The sequence below is a fragment of the Saprospira grandis str. Lewin genome (genome assembly GCF_000250635.1).
Classification (GTDB): domain Bacteria; phylum Bacteroidota; class Bacteroidia; order Chitinophagales; family Saprospiraceae; genus Saprospira; species Saprospira grandis.
This window is the reverse complement of the sequence record NC_016940.1, coordinates 469,997-495,020: the sequence shown is the minus strand read 5'-3', so window position 1 is coordinate 495,020 and position 25,024 is coordinate 469,997. Positions and strand designations below refer to the sequence as shown.

4 protein-coding genes are annotated in these 25,024 nt (G+C 44.8%); 3 read left to right on the top strand and 1 reads right to left on the bottom strand.

The window, feature by feature from the left end; genetic code table 11:
* The first annotated feature begins 210 nt into the window (after window positions 1-210).
* Together SGRA_RS02070 and SGRA_RS02065 are read left to right on the top strand one after the other, a co-directional pair.
* Entirely contained in the window at window positions 211-1,629 is a 1,419-nt protein-coding gene (locus SGRA_RS02070) for a caspase family protein (protein ID WP_014373469.1), read from the top strand.
* Window positions 1,630-2,174: 545 nt separating this feature from the next.
* Window positions 2,175-12,578, top strand: coding sequence for an Ig-like domain-containing protein (locus SGRA_RS02065; protein WP_014373467.1), 10,404 nt, complete (start codon window positions 2,175-2,177; stop codon window positions 12,576-12,578).
* A 180-nt stretch (window positions 12,579-12,758) separates the two neighbouring features.
* Here the strand turns inward: SGRA_RS02065 and SGRA_RS24250 are convergent, their stop codons facing one another.
* Window positions 12,759-12,887 carry a hypothetical protein gene (locus SGRA_RS24250; protein ID WP_014373466.1) on the bottom strand — a complete coding sequence of 43 codons (129 nt, stop codon included), beginning with the start codon at window positions 12,885-12,887 and terminating at the stop codon, window positions 12,759-12,761.
* Between the two features lie 172 nt (window positions 12,888-13,059).
* Between SGRA_RS24250 and SGRA_RS02055 the strand changes: the two genes are divergently transcribed.
* The gene (locus tag SGRA_RS02055; RefSeq protein WP_041329443.1) at window positions 13,060-24,858 is read left to right on the top strand and encodes a T9SS type A sorting domain-containing protein; all 11,799 of its coding nucleotides are present in this window, start codon (window positions 13,060-13,062) and stop codon (window positions 24,856-24,858) included.
* Window positions 24,859-25,024 lie beyond the last annotated feature (166 nt).

Below are 25,024 nucleotides of genomic sequence, written 5' to 3'. Positions count from 1 at the left end.
AATGGCCTAGCGATGTGGAGGGGTGGCCGTCAGGCCAGACCGAAGCGCGCAGCGCTGAAGGGCCGAGCAGGCTTGCGAGCCCCGCAACGTAGCGCCGCAAGGCGAAGCCGCCGCGGAGGCCCCTAAAAAAAAGAAGAACAGCAGCAGAAAACGGATAAATATTTGCGGCTTAGCAAGGTAAAACATTCACTAATAAGAAACAGGATAATCATGAAAAAGCAAATTTTGGGCATCATGCTCCTTTTGATGGGGGCGATACAGTTGCAGGCGCAGCTACAATGTTTGAGTGGGAACTGCGACAATGGGATTGGTCGGGCTCGAAAATTTTTGGGCGAGATGCCCCAGGGGACCTATGAGGGGGAATTTAAGAATGGCAAATTTGATGGCTTAGGCAAGTTTTCTTTTGTCAAAGGCGGCTTTTTTGAGGGGCGGTTTAAGAATGGTTTATACAATGGCGAGGGGGTATTGATTGACCCCAAGGGGAACATCAAGGCGGGGCGTTGGGAAGACAATATTTTGGTAGAGGTCAATCCAAAAATCCGCAAAGCCAGTGAGTGTTTGCAGGGGGATTGTGAGAACGGCTATGGTAAATCTAAGGACTATAAAGGTCGGGTTTATGAGGGGTACTTTGTAGACCGAAAATACGAGGGCAAGGGAAGCTTGACCTATAGTGATGGCAGCAAATACGAGGGAGATTGGAAGAATGGCTTGCCTCATGGAGAGGGCACGCATTACTACCGAAACGGGCATAAATTGAGTGGTCGTTGGGTAGAGGGGCGTTGTACGGAAAACCCCATTAAGATGTGGGCTGTAGTGGTAGGCGTTGCTGATTATGAGGACTTTGACAAATTGACCTACACCATTGATGATGCGCAAAAATTTTATAGTTTTTTGCGTAGTCCGGAGGGGGGCGCTTTGCCTAGTGATCAGGTTAAACTGTTGTTGGACAAGGAGGCCACGGCCAAAAACATCTTGAACAGCATGGGTGATTTGTATGAGCAGGCGGACAGCAACGACCTTATTATATTCTACTTTGCGGGCCATGGTTTGGAGGGTGGATTTTTGCCTGTAGACTATCAGCGCAATGGCAGCAACACCTTATATCATACGGCGGTGGCCAATATGTTGAACGACAGTGATGCTAAATTTAAATTGATCTTGGCCGATGCTTGTCACTCGGGCAGTTTGATGGCTACTTATGCGGAATATCGGGACAACGGCAATGAGTTGCCGCCGGCCAACAACATGAACATGGGCCGTGATGTAATTGCGCAATACAAAGAGAGTTTCAAGCGGGTAGATGGTGGCTTGGCCATGATTTTATCTTCTGCCTCGGAGGAAATTTCTTTAGAGACCAAAAAATTTGAGCAGGGCGTATTTTCTTACTTCTTGATTATGGGGCTTAAGGGGTATGCGGATGCGGATGGCAACTACATTATTACGGTGCAGGAGTTATTTGACTTTATTGCCAAGAACGTCCGTAAATTCACCTATGGTTTTCAGACTCCTAAAATGATGGGATTTTTGAGTGAGGACTATATGCCCAAGGGCTTGAACAGTGAGGAGATGGAGGAGAAAAACAAAGAATTTGTGGAGGAGATGCCTGTAGGCTTTGGCTCTAAGAAATAGGGTAGGAGAGGAGTTTATTTATTGAATACCAATAATTTGGGGCCCGCGGCCGGCTAGCCTTTGGCTAGGTCGGCCGCCGCTATGCTGCGCGGCTCGCAGGTCTGCTCGGCCCTGCGGGCTGCGCTTTGCTTGCCCTGGGTCTGGCCTACGGCCACCGCTGCGCAGCGCTGGGCCATTGGGGCCGGCATAGCTTCCTGCTTTGGGGGCTATTTTTTTGGCAGAACATCTATGGGGCGTCTTATTTACGTATTTAGTATAGAATAGTATCTTGACAAAAGAGAAAAAGGCTTTTAGGGCTTGTCATTTAATCGGAGTAGATTTATGCTGCCTAAAAACTGGGGTAAAAGTTAAGCGGCCAGCTAGACTAAATCTAAGTAATGGCTAAACTAAAGCTATAGTTTTTGTTTTAAAAGTTAAGGACTTAATAAAAAAAATAGAGGAGGTCTTGGCTATAAAGCAGCATAAAGCTTAGGTAAAACGCTTATAAAGTATTAGTTTTAGGAGTTGTACGCATCAAGTAAAAGCACTAACCAAGAGTAGAATATATGAGACAAATTATACTTAATTTTTTGTTGTTGTTTTTGTCGGTAACGACAGTATTTGGACAATTGGATGGCAACCTTGCGTGGTTGTTGCGGGATACGGATTCGCCGGAGCCTTTGATGGTGGGGAATAGCAATGGGTTGTTTACCAATGACCGCGGTTTGGGGGTAGGAAAGGACAGTGATGGGAATATATATACTGCGGGGATGTATAATAATTATAGTATTTACTTGTATAAGCTATCGCCTGCTGGAGAAATTTTGTGGGAGGTTAGTATACAGACAGATCGTACAATTTCTAATCCTTTGAGCATGGGGCCTTCTCAGGGGAACACCTTGGCTGTTGGGCATGATGGGATTTATGTGGCGGGATCATTTCGATCTACGAGGAATAATGCCACTTTAATTTTTTCGAGCACTAATAGTGCTACTCCGGTAACGGAAGTGAATCAGGAGCCTGTATTTTTTGTAAGCAAGTATGGATTTGATGGTCGTTATATAAAAACGGCTTATGTGCGTACAAACTCTAATGGAGGGACGGTTTATGCTAATTCTTCTCAGTTACAGGATATTGCTGTAGATGATCAGGGGGATTGTTATGTTGTGGGAATGTCTGACAAGACACTTCGTCCGGAGACAGGTTCTGAGCGTTTGAAGCGGGGGCGTTGTACTGGAGGAGGATCTTCTTCTGACGCACTTATTTTTAAGTTGGATATGAGTCAATTTGATGAATTGGTTTGGGCCAAGGCATTGGATGCGGAGGGGACGGCTATTTTTCGTGGAGTAGCTGTAGATGGAAGTCATGTTTATGCTGTAGGGGATTATATTGGAGATTTGATAGGGGAGTATAACTTGGAGAATAACCCGGGTACTTGTATAAGTGATTCGCGGGGGAACTATCCTTTTACTCCGGATGGAATTGCATTAAAGATAGATCGTTCTACAGGGGCAACAGTTTGGCGCAAGAGTATAGAATCTACGACGACCACCAACTCGGACCAACGTATTGTTGATGTAGCAATTGATGATAATTTGGGGCTGTTTTTTTCTTTTGAGTATGAGAGTACAGCTAACCTACGGGTAAATGGGTCTACGGTGAATTTACCAACATTAGATGTTAATCCAGGAGCAGTAACAGCGCATACGGTTGCTGTAGGTCGTGTAATAGATGACAGTGCTCCTACAGTTAATTTTTCTTGGTTACAGCGTTTGGGGGTACCTGTAAACTACCGAGACGTTCGTCTTCATGGGGGGAGTGGTTTAGTATTGGATGAGATAGGAAATATCAATGTATTATTCTATTCGGAAACGATAGAAGACTTAGCTGTAGGCAGTTCTCCTATGACAACGGCTACTGTGCCGGTTGTTCAGCAGATTGGTTTTCCGGTGACGGGAGGCAGTTTTACTGATGCGGGGATTGCTAGTTTTGATGCGAGTACGGGTAGTTTTAATAATCATATACAGTTTTGGGGAACATCTGCTGAGTATTTAACAGGAATTGTTTTTTCGGAGGAGGCTTATTATTTGTCTGGATATAGTACAGGCGTAACTAATTATTCTCCTGCGCCAGGATCTCCCTATACAGAGGAGAGTTCATATTATGATGGTTTCTTGGCCAAGTATGATTGTCCGACTATTGTATTGTCTGCAGAAAAAGATACGATATGTTTGTCAGAGTCTATAGAAATCACAGCTTGGACGGATAGTCCAGAAGGGAGTGTAAACTTTCAGAATACATGGACAGATGTAAATAATAATGTAGTCTTGACAAATAACTTGTCGACTTTTAGTTTAAATACAAACAATCTAGGGACGAATCAGGTGCATTTAGAGGCGGTAGAGGCTTATTCTGCTTGTGTGTCTCGGGATACGTTTAACTTTGTAGTTAATCCTTCAGTTACTGTTAGCACCTCATTAAGTAATGCCGTAATTTGCTTTGGTGACTCCACCACTTTGGGGGCATCAGCCTCACCTTCTGCGGGGGCATCTTATATTTGGTTGAATAGTTCTGGGGACACTGTGTCTATGGTACAGAATGCCTCTTTATTTGATGATGATATTTATACAGTAGAGGCAAATGTAGATGGATGTAAGGGGCAGGCTTCTGTCAATTTAGATTATTATCCATTTACGGCAGCCCGTATTATTCCGGATACGGCAAAAATTTGTGCAAATACGGGGGCTTTATTAACGGTAATAGACTGTCCGGGTTGTAGTTATGTTTGGGATCCGCCAACTACCTCTTTAGCTAGCTCAAATAATGAGCAAATTTTGGCAGATATAGCGGGTGTTTATGATGTGGAGATTTCTGATCAGTATGGATGTCCGACTATTCTTCAGAAGGATGTACAACCTGGTGCTTATCTGACTCCTCCTATTTATGCGGAAGATATTAACGGAGTAATTCGTCCTTCTATATGTAATGGGCGGCCGGTGGTTATTCGTTCTATTCCTCGAGCCTCTTGTTCGAGTTGTCAGTATAGCTGGAGTGATGGAACGACTGGTCCATTCACTTTTGCTATGGGGACAGGGACTTATAGTGTCACGGTTACAGATGTGGTGAGTGGTTGTGAGGGTCGTTCTAATGATTTGGTGATTGAGAGTAGCAGTTTGGCTGTGCCTCAGATAGATGCAGACCCTTATAATATTTGTGGGACGAATCCAGCTATACTGCAGGTTGATAATCCTTGTTTGGGTTGTACTTATAGCTGGTATGAGACAGATAATAATGGAACTATTTCTTCCTCTGTTGTTGGTACGGGAACTGTATTGAGTTTACCTAATGTTGCGGACACAGGTAGTTATATTGTTCAGGTAACAGATACGCTAGCTTGTGAAGAAGAATCTGCTGTAGCGGATATTGGGGTCGGAACGACAACTCCTCCAGTGATTACAGGGACAGGAAGTAAGTTATGTGGTACTAATACGATTACTCTGAGTACAAATAGCTGTGTAGATTGTCACTATCAATGGTATCTCAATGCTGCTGTAATTCCGGGAGCTACTAGTTCTAGTTATGTAGCGAATCAGGCTGGAGTTTTTTCTGTAGAGCTACAATATCCAAATAGTTGTATCCATAAATCTTCAGATTATACGATTACATTTGAAGCCTTTAATCCTAAAGTTGATTCAACTGACCTTTATTTGTGTAATGGGGCTGCTGTAAGTCTTGAGATTATTGGGAGTTATGAGTTACCTCCCAATTGGTCTTATCAGTGGTATTATAATGGAGTTCAAATTCCTGGTTCAAATGGGTATACTCATAGTGCATCACAGGCAGGAACATATTTCTTAGAGGTTGTTAATGCTAGTGGATGTCGTGCATTTTCAGATAGTGTTGTGGTGCGTTCATCTTCTGCCGGAGCCAATCCGGTGCTTAATGCAAGTCCATCAATTTATAGTTGTGGTGGAGACTCTGTTACTTTGTCTGTGCCGCCTTCTCCAAATTGCTTGTATACCTTTAAGTTGGCAAGTGGGGTTAATCGTCAACCTGACTCCATTAACTCTTATCGGACTAATGTTCCAAACGGTTATTCTGTAGAGGTAAGAGATACAATTTCTAACTGTGTTTACCAATCGCCAGTAATTGAGATTAAAGATACTGTTTTGCCCGTGCCGGCTGTAACTGTTGCTAGTGCTACAAATATCTGTAGTACCAGTCCAGTGATTTTATCAACTCCTGCTTGTGCTGGCTGTCAGTATATCTGGACCTATAGTGGTTATAATGAGCAAGGAGACACTGTAACTTGGCAAGAAACTGTTAGTCAAAGTACGTACTCGGCAGATACCACAGGAAGTTATGAGGTGCAAACGCTACAATCAGGTTGTGCCTCACCAGTTTCTAACTCAGTGCCGATCACTCGTCTTTCTTATAATGCGCAGCTGAATACAGCTCCTTTGGCCAATGTATGTAATCAGGATACGGTTATCATAGAGGCCGTGCCAGATACTACGCTTTGCCCAAATTGTACTTATGAGTGGTTTCAAGATAATGTACAGGTTCCTGTTCCCGATACCCAAGATTATTTCGAGGTGGTACAGGGTGGTGATTACTATGTAGTGGTTACTCAAAATTACCCAGGTTACTCTTCCTCTCCTTATACCTTTGGCTGTACCGATACTTCTGTAGTACGAAACTATAGTGATGTGAGTTTGGGAGTAGCTATGCGAGCCTCTTCGGAAGCAATTTGTGGTCCTTCTGGACAGGTTGTTCTAGAGGTAGACTCTTGTGTAGGTTGTACTTACAACTGGTACTATGATGGAGATACTACCAATGGATTTAATTATAGTAACTTAGGTGTAAATGACACCTTCTATTTGGTGAACGGTGTGGCCGCTACGGGGATGTATAAGGTAAGTGTTGGCCTTAATGGCTGTTTTGTAGAGGATTCTATTTATCTATATGATACTACCGCATTAGCGATTGCGATTGATACCTCAACAGCACTTTATGCGAATATTTGTAATGGTCAGCCTTTTGAGCTGTCTTCTAATTGTACAAGTTGTGATAGCATAAGAAATCTATCTTTGCACTATCAATGGTACCAGGACAGTATGCTTATTCCTGGTGCAATTGGGGCTTCTTACCAAATTGATAATGCAGCAGATTATCAATTGGTCGTCTCAGATGACTTGGGCTGTGTTAATTACTCACCAATAACAACGGCTATAGAGGTCTTGCCTCCAGCTAATTTTGGCCTAGTGCTAGATTCTGTTGCGGTGGTCCCCATTTCTCAGGGCCCAATTTTATTAGATAATTATTTGCAACCCGTTTTAGTGCACAACTCAGGGAGTTACCTTTCGGTCCCTCAGGCTACTGCAGTAACTACCGATAGCTTTATTCCTGCTTTGGCTGGTTCTGGAAGTCATATTATTAGCTTTGAGTACCAAAATCAAAATTGTTTCTTTGAAACTTTTGATACGATTGATGTTCTCTCTCCACCTAGCCTAGATGTAGCGAACCTCAATCCCTTGGCTCCAGCCGAAGAGGCTTGTGTTCAAGATAGTCTAGTCTTTTATTTGAGTAATATTACACTAGAACCTAACCAAATTCTTATTGCGACTTCAGCCACTACTTATGATACACTAGCTGTTTCTACGGCAGGCCTGAGCGAGTATGCAGGGGTTTGGTCTGGAAATATTCCCGTTGTGGTGCCTTCTTCTGCAGTGACAGGAAAAGTTGTTTTGAGAGATAGTGTTAGTGGAAATGAATATGTCTCTGATTTCTTCTTGGTGGTCCAAAATCCTTCTGTAGCCATTAGCTTAAATGGAGTGCCTCAACCACTCTGCTCTTCCGCAGATACTATTGCGCTTTCAGGCTTCCCTCAACCCGGAATCTTTAAGGCGGCTTATGCAGCTACCCCATCTACCTATGAGCCTAGCCTGATTTCTGGCAACAACTTATTGGTAGAAAATGTACAAAACTATACGCCTGTATCTGGTACACAACAATTAGAGGTGACTTATGTCTATCAACCTACTTATTCTAATAATGCAGCAGCTTGCCCCGACTCTGTGGTGGCCGTAATTCCTGTTAGCATTAACAATAATGAGGTGGATAGTATTGAGTTTACGCCTATCTCTGTAACAGAGACCAATGTACCTATGACGGACTTGACGCGCCTGATTTGGCCACTCGATAGCCGCTTCTTCCCTGGCTTTTATGTGGGAACCTATATCAATAGCGGCGAATTACTCGCTAATACGATTCCTCTAGCCGCTACAGCAAATCAAACGGTAGATACTGCTATTTACCGCTTTGTCAATGGAAGTTGTAGAAACGAAACTGAACAACTTATCGATGTTTGGCAAAAGCCAATTACTCTTGATTCTATTCCTAAGTTCCTCTGCCGCAATGCCGATACGATCTTTATTGGCCGTAATGCGAACTCGATGTACTTGGAAATTGATGGGATGACTTATTTGCTCGACTCTAATTATGCATATCAACCTAGCCTTGGCGTAACGGATAATGTTAATTATAGCTACGATGAGTTTATCAATGTGATGAGCCTTAGCTCTAGTAATGGTGGTCTTCAACCCATTAGCCTAACGCAAGGAGCAGAACGCTTTGCTTTTATTCCCGCTTTGGTGTCTGGAACTACTACTGATCTATCTATTAGCTTCCGCTATGAGCGCTATCATACCTACTTTACTCCTACGTTCTCACTGAATAATGTAGCTTATACTATTGCAGAATTGAGTAAGCAGGTGGTTATTGAAGATCCTATTGCCGCTCAAATTAACCCCGCTATTTTAGCCGATACCATTTTCTGCCAAGACAACAGTACTCAGCAATTTTCGGGTATTCCTAATGGCGGACAATATTATATCAATTATCAGCCTTTGGTCGGAAACCTCTTTAATCCTAACCAACAGGCCGCTAGCCAAGGCGTAGGTAGCCATTTACTCACCTATGTCTATCAGGGAAATGCTTGTGTAGATTCTACTTCTACCTCTATTTACATTCCCGATACCTTCTCGGTAAGTATTTTTGCACCAAATGGTCCCACTTACTGCCGACTTGATCCAGCCGATACTATTTCGGTTAGCTCTTCGGTGCCCGGCGTACTCGATACTGCCGCAGGGATGTTCTTGGTGGGGACTACCCGATCTGGACAGGTCTTTAATCCCGCTTTTGCTCCTGCTGTTGTGGGGGGGAATAATGTGGTTTATATCGCGCAAGATACCTTTGGTTGCGAAGCCAGAGATAGTGCCTTGTTTACGGTTTTTGCCATGCCCGATATCGCAATTACAGCACTAGATTCTGTCTACTGCCTAAATGCTGATACGACTATTTTAGACCTCTATGAGCATAATACAAGCTGGCACCTACAAGCTCCAATGGCTTATAACCCCGGTGATGTTGTACAACTGACTGGTAATGGCGTCTACAATGGCGGAACTAACCCAACTAACCCGCTCTATAATCCTTCTGCAGCTGGAGTGGGATTAGATACGATTACTTATGATTATACAGATGTGAATGGTTGTAATACCGTACTCACACAATATGTAGAGATTCTGCCCTTGCCCAACTTGACGCTGACAACAGATAATGGGGTGCCGCTAGATTCTTTCTATTGTGAAGGCGATTCTGTAGCGCTCTTTGCTAGCCCATTGGGCGGAGATTTCTTTAGCCTCTTTAGTTATGAGCAAGGAAACCCCAGTAATACAATTCCATCGAGCTTTGATACTTCAGTGAGCCCGCCTCTCTTTACTCCATTTATTAGCGGAACCGCTATTCCTTTTGGTGAAGAAGGTTTGGCCTATACTTACCAAGACCCTATTACGCTTTGTAAGGATACTATTGTGGACACCATCCAAATCAATAACTTCCTTACCGATGCAACGATTACAGGACTACCTACTCAAATTTGTGCCGATGATACTATTTATGTCTTAGGCGTGAACCCCAATGGCGGTCCAATGCCTACGCCCGGTTTGACAACAGGTTATTTTGGTGCCTTTGCCGCTATCGATACCAATATGATTGTCGATGCTGTGGCCGGACACTTTAATCCTGCGCTTTCAGGTATCTTCGATCGAGGTAGAAGTGCAATTGTAACTTATACTTACCTTTCTAATGGATGTTATAATACCGTCTATGATACAGCGGTCCTCAATCCACTTCCGCAGTTGATCTATAACATGCCCGGCGATAGTTTATTCAACCGAAATGATCCAACTATCCACGCCTGTTTTAGCCAGCCCGCTGCTACGCTACAAGCTTACAATCAGTATCAAGGAAATATTAACCCCATTCCGCAATATATCGGAACACAACCTAGCCTTAGCCAGTCAGGTATCTTTACGACTAGCAGTGGATTAGGCATGACTTGGAGTGTGACCTTTGGTAACTGGGCCTATGAAGCTCAACAAGCCAATGGCGGGGTAGATACTATCCATTATAGCTTTACCGATGCTCGCGGATGTAGTAATACCCGTTCAGAGGTGATCGTCATCGATACGGTGCCCGAACTCGGTTTTGCTGGCTTTGATAGCAAATATCTAGATACTATTACTGGACGCTATGTCTATTGCGAAAATGATCCTGCTAGCTTGATTATTCCTTCTCCTTTTGGTGGAACGAGCTACCTGAATTATTACGAAATTCCAACAGGTATCTTTGAGCTTATCCCCGATACGCTGGCTTATGGCGATACCACAAATATTCACCGAATTACTTATGAGTTTATCTCGGCCCGCTATCATGCAGGTGGCGTTTGTCTAGATTCTACAATTCAGATGATTGAGGTGCGCCCCACACCAGATTTACAGCTGGTCAATGCACCCAATACGTTCTGTGTAGCCGATAGCGCACAAAGAGTTCCGCTCTCTGCAACGCCTTATGGCGGAACCTTTGAGGATATTACGCTTGGCGCCATTGCCGGAATTGTAGGCGATAGCCTCTTCAATCCTATGGCCCAATTGGGTAGCCGACAAGTGATTTACTATTATACGGATACGGTTTCGGGCTGTACCGATACCATCCAACACCAAATTGATGTCTATAACGCTCCAGAGGTCCACTTCTTTAGCGAGGGGGGCTGCCAAGGCGATAGCGTACAATTTAACGCATCTCCTCCCGGCCTGAGCAATAGTGTCCCCGCTTTGGATAGTATTACGATGGTGGTCTGGAATTATGGCGATGGCCTGAGCGATACGCTCTTTAGTTTGGTCGATCCGGTTAATGTGCCCACGCAATACCATAATTATGCGCAGCCCGGAATTTACTTCCCCAGTTTGACTGTCGTCAACCGTGGACAATGTGATACCAGCTTCTCTCGCCGAATTGTGGTTTCGCCCAAGTATTTGGTAAATGATACTATGCCTTATTTCCAAGACTTTGAGGCCGATGCCGGCAACTGGTTCCAGGAAAATGAGGATAGCACCATCAACCTACCCAATGATTCGCTCTGGGCTTGGGGCTTGGCCGATGGCTTCCGAATTACCACTATTCAATATGGCAACCATGTCTGGGCCACCGCTCCCAACGGTCCTTATCCAGAAGCTGAGGCCGGATGGGTCTATAGCCCTTGCTTCGATATTTCTACTTTGGGCCGCCCAATGGTCAAACTGAATATCTGGAGAGATAGCCGCCAAGGCACAGATGGTGCCGTTATGCAGTATTTCGACGATTCTACTCAGACTTGGAGAAATCTAGGTATCCGAAATAAAGGACTCAATTGGTATAACCCCACTTATGTGGTGAGTGATCCCGGTAACCAAGATGGTACCCCCATCGGCTGGTCCGGAACGAGCAATAGCTGGGAGGATGCCCGCTATCGCCTAGATGTGAGCGGAGGCGATTTGCGCAACCGCGATAATCTTCGCTTCCGTATCGCCTTTGCCGCAGCAAATGGTAGTGGAGGCGCACTCTATGAAGGTTTCGCCTTTGATGATGTCTATATCGGTAACCGAAGTCGCTCTGTTTTGCTAGAGCACTTTAGCAACCAGAATTATGCGGGCATTGATGATATTGAACGCGATCTTTATAGCACCGTTTATAGCAACCTTTACGGAAGAGATGTGCAAATTTTGCAGATCCATACCAACTATGGCGGCTATGATTATCTCAATGTCTTTTCTGCCGATGAGTCGAGTGCTAGAGTACTCTACTACGGAATCAACGATGCCGATCAGGTCCGCCTAAACGGATCTGCCTTGGCCAATACCACCAGTAGCCTAGTGCGCTACCAACAGGAGCTAATGGATATGCAAATGCTGCAAGATGCAAAATTTGATATCAAGATGTTCCCCGTCAATGTGCAAAATGGCGTCTTGAGCACGGCCTTCGAAATTGAAGCTTTGGAGGATGTTATGCTTTTGACGGATAGCCTAGATGTTCATGTGGCCATTACTCAGGATAGTATTCCTAGCCTGCAGGCCCATACTATGATGTCGGTCCTAAAGGCAATGCGGCCCGATGGCGCTGGCGAGCAAATTCCAAGTGCTTGGGTGATGGGCGATGTCTTGCCTTATACTCGAACCTGGACCTTTGACCCCACGCAGATTGACCCCACACAACTCAAGGTGACTGTTTTTGTGCAAAACCGCCAAAGCAAGGAGGTATTGCAGGTCAATAGCTCAAGAAACCTCAATCTCTTTAATGGGCCAGTGGCTATTGAGGAGTTGGCCGATGAAGATGGAGCTGAAATTTTGGACCTCAATCTTTATCCCAACCCCGCCAAGGAGCAGTTCCAAGTAGACTTTGGCGCTCCCCTCAAAGGAGATTACAACTGGCAGTTGGTGGACCTTTTGGGCCGCCGATTGAAAGATGGACAATTGCAGCCTGGCTTGCAAAATTTACAGATCCAAACCGATGGATTGACTCCAGGAGTTTATATCTTTAGTGTATATAATGAGACGGTATACAGCCAGCGAAAGGTGGTCATTTATCGTTAGCCAATAGGCAAGTAGTGGGGCCCTGGCTCGGCTACTTGCTCTGCTATTCTTTTTTGTATAGTTGTTTTGGGGCCTCCGCCTCGCTTCGCTCGTCGGCGCTACGTTCGGCAGCTCGCTATTCGCTCGGCCCTGCGGCGCTTTCAGCGCCTGGGTCTGGCCTTTGGCCACTGCCTACCATCGCTAGGCCGTTTTGGCCCTTTGGGCCAAGGGCGGCCAGCCGCCCCAACTTGCAGCTAATTGGACCAATTGGTCCAGCAAGAAAGAAAAGCCCCCAAAAGGGCCGATAGCCGAATCATGGCTTAGGCTCATTGGCTGAGCGGCCTAGCTGCCTGAAAGGGTGGCCCGCAGGGCCAGACCGAGCCAGCGAAGCTGGCGAAGGGCCGAGCGAAGAGCGAGCCCTGCAAGGGAGCGCCCGCAGCAAAGCTGCGGGAGGCCCCAAAAAAAGAAAAAAGAAAAAAGACCATATCAAAACAAGCAATCTATGCTACGCAAACTTTTACAAACGGTTTTTATTTTCGGCTTGCTGCTGTGGGCTAGTTCCTCTTGGGCGCAGCAAACAGCATGTAATATTAGCTTGAGTGATTATGCCTTTGTTATTGTAGATACAAAGGGGAATTGTTTACAGACCATTCCGAATACAGTATTAGGGAATACTTATACGCATTCTTTTACTTATTGTCAGGAGGGGGCGTTTCAGATTATCCCAGGAGGCAGTACGTTTAATACTGCTGTTATGGCACATAATGGGGGAGGACCTGTAACACAGGCTAACGGGCAGAGTCCGTATACTGGAGCAGCAAATGCTTCTACGCCAATATTTACAGTGACTTCTTCGGGGTCGCCCTTAGGATTTGAAATTACGGTAACTTATAATCACACTCCTGCCTCTGGTCTCCCTCAGGAAACGCACACTATAACAGTAAGTGCGAATGATGCTGCACCAACGATCGATGCTTCTATTCCTAGTACAACAAAGGCTTGTGCAGGGACCGATCAGGTTTTTACGGCAAATTGTACGGCAGCTTGCGGCTCATCGGGGACAATTAGTTATGAGTGGCAGACTGCTTCAGGAACAGTGTTAGGCTCTGGGGGGACATATACGGTATCCTCACCGCCTGTCGGACCTATTGATTTGGTATTGGAAGCGACTAATGAAAACTTTTGTACAAGTAAGTATACGATAAACAGACCAATTGCTGATGGACCTCCGGTAACTGCCGTAGATGCAAAAGATAGTGTTTGTATTGGTGATACACCAGTCTTAGTTTCTGGAGGGGTTTGCTCTTCTTGTGGTTCTTCTGCGGTTTATGATTGGACTGTTACTAAAGGGAATGGTTCTGCTCATAATAGTTCTGGAGCGGCTACTCCTGATTTTTCGACTATTCCATATACGGCTGGAGATCAGGGGAATTCGGCAGTGATGCAGCTTGTTGTAACCAATAGTGCGGGTTGTACGACCACTACTTTTGATAATTTTGTGATTAGCCCTTTGCCTGATTTTACTGCAACGGTAGATAAGAGCACTATATGTTTGGGCGAAACAGTTGTTTTGGATATTAGTGCTACTTCAGTTACTGCTGACTATTTGGCGACTTGGGGGACTAGTAATTCGACAGCAGCTCCAGTGAATACTGCGGGTACCTTAAATACAGCGACAGAGTCTAGTACGCCAGTTGCTACAGCTAGTGGAGGAACTACCTATACTTATGATGTCACTATTTTAGATGACAATAACTGTCTGGCAACAGATAATGTAGATGTTGAGGTGAAGGATAGTATAGCCATTTCCTTGGGCTTGTATGCTGGGGTGACTGGTATTACGACTAGTCCGAGTGTAACAGGAGGGGCGACTAATCCGGAATATCATATTGATGACCATTTGACCATTAACGTTTGTAATGGTAAGTTTACAGATTCTGGTGGAGCGGGTTCAGACTATATCAGTAATGAGGATGAAACAATTACAATTTGTCCAGTGTCTTCTGGAGCCATAACCAGAATTGATTTTACAGCCTTTGAGCTAGAGGATGTAGGAGCGGCAGATTATTTATACATATATGATGGAAATAGTACTTCTTCTCCTTTGATTGGTCAGTATACGCAGTCACAGGCTTCAACTGTTTTGGCAACGATATTTGAATCTACGCATAGTTCTGGATGTTTAACTTTTAGGTTTACCTCTACTGCAGGACAAAACTACTCTGGCTGGGAGGCCACTATCAGTTGTGTAGAGCAGGTATTATCTGGGGTAAACTATGACAACAGCGCTAGCGTGACCAACATTTGTGTGGGAGAGGCTGCGGTTTTAGATTTAGCGAATCTTGATGGAGATTTTTCTTTGCCTGCTTCCAATAGCATTAACTGGACTTCATTGGATGGGGGAGCTATGGAGCTATATGATGGAAATAGAAAGGCATATATTGGACCATTTACTACGGCGGGTACTTATACCTATAGTGTGGAGGTTCAGCCAGTGGGAACAACCTGTCCTTCAACCTATTGGTTTGAGGTTGTTGTTCAGCCTACGCCTTCTGCTAGCATTAATGCTACGGCGGGAACAGGGCCATTTTGTTTGACCGATTCTGTTTTATTGGAAGGAGATCCTGACATAGGGACTTTTATTGGATGGGAAGAGAACGGAGGGAGTTTGACAGCTGCTTCGGTCAGTAATGTAGATAGTTTGTATACTACCTATAATAATACAACGACGACAAATCAAACGGTTCAGTATTCTTATATTTCTTCTTTGGGGACTTGTTCAGATACCGCAACAATAGATATTAGTTATTATCCTGCATTGAATGTGGTTATCCCTGCATCTGGAGGGAGTTATTGTTCGGGAAATGATTTGACGATTACCCCTTCTCCAGCGCCTTCGGGAGGGAATAGTAGTCCTTATACCTATAGTTGGACGGGGAGTACTACACTTACTAATGGCTCGGCCTATACTACTACATCGGATAGTAGTGAATTTACCTTTGTCAACCCAGCTATAGGGGCTATAGAAACCTTAGAGCTAACAATAACGGATGATAATAACTGTGTAGGAACAAGTACAAGAACCTTTGAATTTATAGATTGTGGAAACTATGCAATTACCTCTAGCACGGGAGCAACAAATAGAATTTGCTATGGAGAGAACATTAGCTTAACGGTTAATGATAATGTTGATCCGGCAAAATTAGCTAGTGGAGAACAGCGCATTGTTTATAACTGGTCTACTGGTTTTTCGGGGAACTCGGCCACAGGAGTGGGGCAAACCTTGGTTTATACGGTATTAGATAGTAATGTAGCGACTAAAACGATAGGAGTATTTGTTCGTTTAGAGCAGTATTATTGTGCGGATCCCATTAACCCTGCAAATTCTCCTGGACCGTATCCACCAGATACAGCATGTGCATTTGGATATTATCAGTTTTTAGATAACTCTTATCCAACTTACACCTTGGAAATTATTAGACCTAAGCCGCAGATTACTCCTGATACGGCAACTGCTGCATATTGTTTTGGCGATACCATTAACCTTCTAGCGGACTGTGCGGTTTGTTCTAGCTATCCAGATCCAGTAAACTATACATGGGATAATGGCTATACAGGAGTTGGGCCTCATTTTACTACCTTAACTCAAGATACGAGCTTTAAGGTAGTTGGAGAGATATATGGTTGTAAGGATTCTACAACGATTAGCTATAATGTTAGAAATGCCTTAAATCCTCAGATTAGTCAAGGGAATACGGCTTCGGTTTGTACGGGAGACTTTTTGACTTTATCTGCAACAGCATCTGGCTGCTCTAATTGTGACTACAGCTGGAGTACAGGGCAGCAAGGAACTTCAATCAGTGTGAGTCAGGCTGGAACCTATACATTCTTTGTGGAAGAGCAAGGCTGTATTGAAGAGGATAGCGTAGTGTTTACTAACTATACGCAGGTAAACCCTATAGTAGAGACAGCAGACTCTGTGGCTATTTCAGGTTTCTATTTGCCGCTTTGTGATGGGCAACCTCAGACAGTACATGTAGATCCCATTACTTGCCCTTCTTGTAACTTTACCTGGAGTAATGGTTCAACCTCAGACAATTTTGTAATTAATGGCTCTGGAGGTTACTATGTGGAAGTGGTCGATACGAATGGCTGTAGAGGTACCTCAGACCCTATTTTGGCTGTACCTTCTTTAGAAGGGCAGGGGGCTATTGCTACGGCCTCGCCCAACCCTATGTGTAATGACTCTATTGTAGAATTGACGGCTACGGCTTGCGCTTCTTGTAGCTATATTTGGTATGATAGCAATAACGATTCTATTGGAACAGGAAGAACGATTACCTTAACAGGACCCTCAGCAGCCGATACTTACTATGCGATCTTAACTAATGTAGATAGTTGTGAGTATGTAACTAATACGGTCGATGTGACATTTCAGAATTTGAGTTTCCCCCAAATACTGGCCAATACAGATTCTATTTGTTTGGGTAATGGAACTGCCGATTTATCTGTAGTAATAGAGCCTGATTATGTAAGTTATCAGTGGTATAAAAATAATATCCCACAGAGTGGGTATATCAACTCTACTTTGACTGTCTCTGATACAGGAAATTATTATATAGAGGTAACACATCTTAGTGGCTGTGTTTTGAGCTCTAATACAATACATGTAGATACTGCTATTTTTAATCCAATAGCGGTTCAATCAGGAGGAACTGTTTGTCCTGGAGAAACAGTAACCTTATCGACACCAACAGAAGTTGGCTGGTCTTATCAGTGGTATCAAAACGGTATACCTATTCCTACAGGTCAAGGGGCTGCTTATAATGCTGCTCAAGCTGGGCAGTATTATGTAGAAGTTGATGCTCCAGGCTGTTCAGCCATATCTGATATTTTAACAGTAAGCAGGGCGACCGTAGACAGTGTCAATGCTTCAACAGATAAGTTGGCTATTTGCCCCGGCGATGAAGCTACCCTTTCTGTTACGCTTTGTGTAGGTTGTCAATATCAGTGGGTAAATGCCAGCAATGGTCTAGACCTTACGAATATGGCCAATACCAACTCTAGTTATACAACGAATGTTGGTGGATCTTTTTACGCTAGAGTAGAAAGTAATAATAATGGCTGCTTTGTAAATTCGGATACCATTAACATCGCTTCTTTGGCGCTAGTTACTCCATCTATCAATATCAATAGTAGCTCGCCTTATGTTTGTGATGGGCAGTCTTCTACTTTGACGACTTCTCAGTGTAACTCTTGTAGCTATACTTGGATGAGAAATAGTGTGCCTGTTTTTGGCGCCTTAAATGATACCTTCTTCATCGTTTCAGATCCATCTGATGCGGGAACGTATAGCGTGGCCGTAACTTATGCCAATGGCTGTCGCGACACCTCTATTGTGGAAAGTATTTTAGATGGCTCTTATAATTTGGCCATTGAAATTGATCCTAATAGCCCAGACAGTATTGTCTGTAATAATAGTCCTGTAGATCTGCAGATTGATTCGGCAACTTCAGGAAGTTTGTATTGCAACTTAGGCTGTACCTTCCAGTGGTTTAGAGGGGGATCTCCTTTGGTGCCTTCTAATGCCAATGCTTATACAACTACTGAAGGTGGGTTTTTCAAATTGCGGATGACTGACTCTAGAGGATGTATTGAAGAGTCTAATACCGTAACTGTACGAGAAGTGGACCTCAATCCATTTGTCGCCTCTAATGCAACAGCTATTTGTGGTACTGGAGGAACCGTGGAGCTTAGTTATGCAGATTCTGCCAACTGTGTAGGTTGTAGCTATCAGTGGCTAAAAGGAGGTACTGCCGCTCCGCTTTATGGTTTAAATACAACAACGACTACTCCTTTCTATGAGACCGACTCTGTAGGGGTCTACTCTCTAGAAGTGACGCAGTTGGGCTGTGCTGCCTTGTCTAATCAAGTCGCTTTGAACAGACTCAACGGACTAAGTATTCCGGTAAGCTCTACTAAGGCCAATATTTGTGATGGAGATACGCTCACGGTTTACCGTATGGGCGGAGGTTGCGCTGGTTGTCAGTTCCAATGGCTACTTAACGATCAGCCTATCCTTTCGGCGACTACACCCAACTTTGTGGTGAATAACATTCCAGGAGCCTATACCCTAGAAATGGTAGATGCCGCAACAGGTTGTACAGATACCTCGGTAGCTATTACCTTGGCCAATGTTGCCGCCCCATCTAGTTTTGGTCTGGACCTTTCTACCAATGGTATTAGTCCACTGACCCCAACGGGTGCGCCAGTGAGTCTGTATGATGCCGTTCAACCATCCACTATTCGCCAATCATTAAATGATAGCTTCTACAGCCAACCTTTTGATGCGACTTTGGCCGCTAATTCAGGACTATTTGGCATTGGAAATGAAAATTTTGATCCCTCCATTTCTGGAGCAGGCTACCACCAGATTTATTATCGCTACGATACACTAGGCTGTAACTTTATTGCCGATGATATTATGCTGGTCTTTGAAGATCCTTCTGTAGATATTTTCAACGAAAACCCAATCGCCCCAAGCCTAGAGGCTTGTGTGGCCGATACACTACAGCTGCAAGTGAATAATATGCCTTTCTATGTAGATTCTATCTACTTGAGAGATGTTAGCAATAACTATATGTTGGTGCCCATAGACTCTAATGGCTTGCAAGCACAAACCTATGGCTCTGATATCGTCTATACCGGAACAATCCGCCTAGGTATTCCTTCTTGGGCTCAAGAAAGCTTTATGATGATGACTTCTGCAGGAAATGTAGATACTTTCTTCACTTCTTTTGTCCTCATCCATAATGAAAACCTAGAAATCTCAGGCTTGCCCGGAATTATCTGCTCTAATGGAGATTCTATTGAGCTTACAGGTACACCCGCTGGAGGTTTCTTCACGGCTGAGTATACTGGAGCTGCTGGTGGATCTACCGTAGCTGCCAATACCCTAATTCCTGGAGCATTTAATGGCTCTACCTTCTATCCTACAGCCGCTACTTATGGTAGTTATGGCAATGATCAAGTCCAAAATGTAAAAGTGATTTATAACTATGTAAACACCTATACAAATGGCCAAACTTGTCCGCTGACAGATACCGATACTTCTTGGGTGGATGCTAGAGGTGTCTTCCTCGATAGTGTTCAGTTTAACCCTATCGCTATCTCTCAGGATAGAGAACTACTGAAAAATCTTGTTTATCGTGTTTTTCCCTATTCTGCACAACCTAGCCAATGGGAAAGCGTAGGAACGATTGGCTTTAGCGGTAGCTTTACCTTCCCTGCTGGAGCTCCCGTAGATTTCCTACCCCCTAATGCAGGCCTAGGAAAACACGCAATGAGCTATGTGATTAACAATGGCGCTTGCCAAAACTCAGTAGAAGATTCTATTGAAGTTATTGAAGCACCTTTGTCTATTGGTATTCCAGATTCTATTTGTCGGACCCAAACCTTTGCAAACTTTGGCCGTGAAACTGGACGCTATAACTATTTTGATGGCCCCAATATCCCGATCCAAGCTGGCGTGAGCTTTAGCGATACGATCAATATTATGGTGGTCGGAAATACAGCAGGAGCAGGGCTGACTACCATCAACCCCGCTACAAACCTCGAAGAGTTTAATTATAATCCTGCAGCGGTTCCTGGAAACTACGATACGCTTAGCCTAGAGTATGTCTATCGCAAGGTGGAGTATGTCTTTGGTGCACCCGTAGATACCGTGGAATACGTACTGGGCTCTATCATTACCCCTATCTTTATCGAGGATACTTTCCAAGTGGAAATCATTGATAGTATTGTTAATAATATTTACTGTGAAGAGGATGAACTTTATCTTCTTGCTGGGGCACCTAGCGGTGGAGTCTTTACCCTTGCTGGTGGAACCGCAGCTTATGCCACTGCCGATACGCTTAGCAATAATATCTTGAATCCTTTTGATGTGCATAGTCCAGAATCTAACAATACCACCTATGACTTGACTTATATCAAGCAAGGGGCGGTTTGCCAAAATTCTGATACGAAGCAAATTACGATTCCAGAACCCTTAGATCCTAGCTTCCTTCCTGCTAGTATGAGCACAATTTATTGTGCCTCAGATCCTGTTGATCCAATCAATATCAATACACAAGGAAGCAACTTTACCAGCCTTTGGTTGGTCAATGGAGTGGCTCAAGGAGGACTCTTCTTTAATCCCGGCCCTCTAGTGCCCGGTAACCAAGTTGTTACGCATATCGCTACAGATACTATTTTTGGCTGTAGCTATGAGGCTACAGATACTTTTGTGGTCAATGCCTTACCTCAGCTTTCTGTAACGCCTTTGTTGCAGTCTAGCTACTGTACAAATGACTCTATCGTAACTATGGAGGTAGCGCCTACTCCCGTTTGTGCTCAGTTTGTTTCTGGTGGACAAGATATTCTCTTTGCCAACTTTGACTCTCTTGCCTTCCCTCCCGGTGGCTGGTTGGCCCTAAATAATAGCGCTAGCGGAAACCCCTGGGTGAGAACTACTATTGCTCCTTATTCTGGTACAGGTGCAGCCTATGTGAATAGCTCTAATGATGTGGAAGATGCTTGGCTCTTTACGCCTACGCTCAACCTCGTTACTGGACATACTTACCGCATTAGCTTCTTTGCTAAAGCCGATAACTGTACGCCTCCACCTTGCGACCCCGCCCAAATTAATGTGTATATGGGCCAAGGGCAAAGTATTAGCGCCCAACAAGCAGGAACGCAAATCGGAGATACTTCAATTCATCAAACTTTCTATAATCCTTACTCTTTTGATTACCTACATACTGGCGTAACAGGAGGCTTTAATTTTGCCCTCCAAAATGCCTCCGGTATCGATGCCCAAGGAATTACTTTAGATGATATTAAGATCGAAGATCTTTCTCAAACTGGCTGTATCGCTGGCGGATCAGGCTCTATGATTGGCCCCGGCATTAGCTATATTGCCGACTCTACTTATACCTTTAATCCGCAGTTGGTGACTCCAGGCTCTTATAATGTCCGCTATGTCTATACCGATGCAAGTACAGGTTGTACCGATAGCATCCAAATGCCTATCAAAGTGAAGCCTCACCCCATTGTGAGCTTTACCGATCTAGATTCTTTGTATTGCGCTAATGCCGCAGCCGTAGCACTTAACCCAAGCCCTGTTGGTGGTACTTTCACAAGTACTGGCCCCAACTTGGATCAAGCCGCTCTAGCCTACGATCCCGTAGCCGCACACAATAATGAGGTGGTGAGCTATAGCTATACAGATTTGAGTACGCTTTGTACTTCAATTATCCGTGATACCGCTACCGTAATCGCTATTCCCGATAGCGCTACCTTTAATGGCGTGGATACTTCTTACTGTGTATATGAGGACTCTATTCTTCTCGATTTTGTTCCCGTCTTTGGTGCTCCTCTTCCTGGCTATTTTGTCGGCGCAGGAGTCTATCCAGATTCTGCCGGAGCTGGTGTCTCTGCCTTCTTCCCAGATTCTGCTGTGATTCAATCAGGCCGCTATGGCGAGTTTGAACTCCGATATATCTATCCCACAAATAGCATTTGTGTAGATACAGCCAAGATTATTACTCGCGTAAATGCTCGACCCGATCTGAACTTTACCAATATGCCCGATAGCATCTGCTTAAATGCAGGAGCCGTGCAGATTCGAGTAAATAACCACGTGATCGAAGGACCACAAGGCCAAATCGAATACGATACCCTAGTCGGAATCGGCCCCGTCTTTGGCGGTAATTTCTTGCCTAGCTTAGGCTTGCAAGATACCTTGGTCGCTCGTAACTTTGGAGTAGGATGGCACCATATCGATTATAGTTATACCGATAGAAATGGCTGTAGCTCGTCTATCTCCGATTCTTTCCGCGTAGATACTATTCCAGAACTCTACTTTAGTGGCCTCAACCCCGATCGGGTGTACTGCGAAAATGAAGCGCCTAGCCTCTTACTCGCTTATCAACCCTATTATCCTGGTGCAGGTTATCTAGAAATTACTTCCGGAGCCGATACCTTTACCCTCGATAGTAGCTTCTATCTCATTCAACCTATGCAGCTAGTCGATACAACGAGCAGTACCCGCCTATATGATGTCTATTATACTTATACCGACCTCAATGGCTGTACGAATGAAATAACCGATTCTTTCGAAGTGAGACCCTACCCACGCATCTTTATGAATATCTCGCAAAGCTTCTGCTCTGCCGATACTATCGAAAATCTGATGCCTTATGTCTCGCCTCAAGGAGGACTATTTACCGATGATCTAGTAGTAACCGATATTCTTCAGGATTCTTTCCTTGTCCTTAATGGCAATTCAGGACCTAGAAATATTACGTACTATTACTATGATAGCCTAACTACTTGCTCGAATACTGATCAACAATTGGTGACGATGTACAATACTCCAGATGTAGATTTCTACGCCCTAGGAGGTTGTGTCGCCGCTAATATCACTTTCGTAGAAGATACTCTGGCCTCCAATTTAGTGGCCGGCGTAGATAGTATCTGGCAACTCGAATGGATCTATGGCGACGGAAACTCTACAGTTGTTAACCCAGCCTCTGGCGTGACCATCCCGAACCAAGTTCATACCTATACCACCGATGGAAATTATCAAGTACAATTGGTCGTGAATAATCAAGGCCAATGTATCGATACCATGAGCAATCAGTTGATTATTTCACCCTATGTGAATACGATCCACCAAACGCCTTATGTAGAGGATTTCCAAACTAATGCAGGCGGATGGTACCAAGAGGAAGCTAATGTCCTCTTACCCGACTCGCTGGCCCTCTGGCAACGTGCAGACTTAACCGCACCAGGAATCAATGATCCCGGAAACTTTGCCTGGGTTACCGCCGCCCAAACGCCTTATACTTACGGCGCAGGCGAACAGGCTTGGGTTTATTCGCCTTGCTTCGACTTTACGCAGTCTTGGCGCCCCATGATTGTGCTCAATACTTGGAGACATACGCTCAACGATATTGATGGCGCCGTTATGGAGTACTACGATAACGCAACTAACGAATGGATCCAATTGGGGGACCCTCACCAGGGAATCAATTGGTACCAAACAGACTTCCTGCTCGCTCGCCCCGGTAACCAAGCCGGATTACTCAACCCCAAAGGTTGGACCGATAGCAGCAGTACCTGGGATAATAGCCGCTTCCGCCTAGATCACCTAGTCGGAGAGGACTTTGTCCGCTTCCGTATCGCTTTTGCTTCTGATAGCAATACAGTAACTACCGACGGTTTTGAAGGCTTCGCCTTTGATAGTGTTTGGGTCGGAGAACGCAACCGAAATCTCCTCCTCGAACATTTCTCTAATTACTATCATGTCAATACCCAAGGCGATTCTATGGATGAGATCAATACTTATGTATACAATGACCTCGTCTATAATAATTACAATGGCCGCGATCTTAACCTGATCCAATATGCTACAGATTTCGAAGGCCAAGATCCTCTCAATGCCCTCAACTGGCGAGATAATAATGCTAGAATATCTTACTATGGACTAACGGAAAATAGCCGATATCGCCTCAACGGTACTACCCGAGGCGTTAGCACTACCGAGGAACTTGACCAATGGAGTATCGACTACGATATGATGCAGTTCGCTGACTTCAATATCCAACTCGACCCCATCGTCTTCTCAGGTAATATCCTACTACTCGATGCCCAAGGAGAAGCCCTCCGACAAATGGATTCTTCCGATTATGCCTTCTATATCGTAATCACCGAAGACCAAGTCTTTAATGACCGTGGCTTCCCCGAAATGGCTGTCATGAGAACGATCCTCCCCGATGCAGCAGGAGAACAATACGCTCAACCTTGGTCGGCTGGCCAACAGTTTAGCTATTCCGGAAGTTGGGTCTACACCCAGGGTACACTCAACCCTGCCAACCTCCAAGCTGTCGCCTTTATTCAGGATAATGCCAGTAAACAGGTCCTCCAAGTAGCCACTACCCGAGACCTCACGGTTTATCCACCCACTGGCGTACTCAATGAGGAGGCTATTCAGTCTATCGGTGAGGAACTAGACGGCATTACGCTCTACCCGAACCCCGCTACCGAGGCCTTCCAAGTAGACTTTACTAAAGGCCTTAGCGAGGATTGCCAATGGCAGCTAATCGATGTGCTCGGCCGCGTTCTTCAAGAGGGAACCGCCACAGCTGGCAGCCAGACAATTCAGGTCCAAACGCCTAACCTCAGCGAGGGAACTTACTTCTTTGTACTGAAAAATGGACAAGCTATGGCCCAACGCCAAGTAGTCATCGTTCGTCCTTAAACCAATTTTGATACTTTGATTTTTACTGGTCTAGCTCTTCTGGAGCTAGGCCTTTTTTATTTGGGGCCTCCCGCCTAGGGCGGGCGCTACGTTTCGGGGCTCGCTGCTCGCTCGGCCCTGCGCGGGCTGCGCCCGCTCGGTCTGGCCTTCGGCCACCCCTGCACAT

Coding starts and splice junctions, on each gene's coding strand:
- SGRA_RS02055 (WP_041329443.1), top strand. CDS start 13,060: ATGCTACGCAAACTTTTACAAACGGTTTTTATTTTCGGCTTGCTGCTG.
- SGRA_RS02065 (WP_014373467.1), top strand. CDS start 2,175: ATGAGACAAATTATACTTAATTTTTTGTTGTTGTTTTTGTCGGTAACG.
- SGRA_RS24250 (WP_014373466.1), bottom strand. CDS start 12,887: ATGAGCCTAAGCCATGATTCGGCTATCGGCCCTTTTGGGGGCTTTTCT.
- SGRA_RS02070 (WP_014373469.1), top strand. CDS start 211: ATGAAAAAGCAAATTTTGGGCATCATGCTCCTTTTGATGGGGGCGATA.